Annotated in this window: 1 protein-coding gene and 1 pseudogene; one reads left to right on the forward strand and one right to left on the reverse strand. The window is 77.1% G+C overall.

Features of this window, described 5'->3' with window-relative positions; all coding sequences use genetic code 11:
* Positions 1–661 (reverse strand): ABC transporter ATP-binding protein (locus KN815_RS49250; RefSeq protein ID WP_216348222.1); only part of this gene is annotated, 661 nt, incomplete at its 3' end.
* A 66-nt stretch (positions 662–727) separates the two neighbouring features.
* Here KN815_RS49250 and KN815_RS49255 point away from each other — a divergent pair.
* A pseudogene (locus tag KN815_RS49255) lies at positions 728–1,086 on the forward strand (peptidyl-tRNA hydrolase); the annotation flags it as partial.

Genomic DNA, 1,086 nt, shown 5'->3' on the forward strand with positions numbered 1-1,086 from the left:
CCCGTGGCGCGGGCTCCCGGCCGGGCGGAACCGCTGTCCCCGGTGCCTCCGTGTCCACCGGCACCAGCCGGGTCTCGGCGACGCGCAGGACCCGGGCCGGGGCCCCGGCGAGGCGGCGTGGGTCGTGGTCGACGAAGACGACCGCGCCGCCGTCGGCCACCCGCTCGGCGACCGCCGCGTCCAGCACCCCGCGCGCGGCCTGGTCGAGGCCGGTCCATGCCTCGTCCAGGACCAGCAGCCCGGGGGCGGCCAGCAGCGCCTGTGCCACGGCGATCTTCTGGCTGGTGCCCTTGGACAGCTCGGCGAGCGGCGTGCCGGCGTATCCGTCCGCCCCGAACCGTTCCAGCCACTCCCCCGCTCCGCGCACCGCCGCGGCGCGGGACAGCCCGTGGATGCGGCCCAGGTGGGTGAGGTAGCCGAGGGCGGAGAACGGCAGCTCGGCCGGGAACCGCTCGGGGACGTACGCGGTGGCCGGGCGGCCGGTGATCCGGCCCGTGCTGGGGGCGTCGATCCCGGCGAGCAGCCGCAGCAGGGTGGACTTGCCGCTGCCGTTGCGCCCCTCGACTCGGGTCAGCGAACCCGGCGGCACCTCGAGATCGACACCGCGCAGCACCCAGGGCCCGCCCAGGCCGTAGCGGCGGCCGACTCCTCGCAGTCTCATGGTGGTTGAGCATAGGGGGGTGGCCGGGCCCGGCGACCGCCGCCGCGGTCCTGGCACACTGGGCGCGTGACCAGCACCGACGCCAGCCCCGAAGTCCACAGCGAGACCGGCACCCAGACCAGCACCGAGACCAGCACCCGGGCAACCGCTCACCACGGCACCGGATCCGGCGCCGACAGCAGCCCCTTCCGGCACTCCGAGACCGACCGGGACGCCGCGCCCCAGTTCGTCCTGCCCCTGGTCGTCCGGATCGAGAAGGCCGCGCCCCCGGCGCGCACGGACGCCCTGGAGACGGCGGCGCGCGCGGTGCTGGTGCTGCTGTCGGACGAGCGGGCGACGGCCGCGGACGGCGAGTGGGCCCAGGCCGTACGGGACTGGCAGGACGCCCGGATCCGCAAGGTGGTCCGGCGGGCGCGCGGCGCGGA

The organism is Streptomyces niphimycinicus, from assembly GCF_018883605.1.
GTDB classification, from domain to species: Bacteria; Actinomycetota; Actinomycetes; order Streptomycetales; family Streptomycetaceae; genus Streptomyces; species Streptomyces niphimycinicus.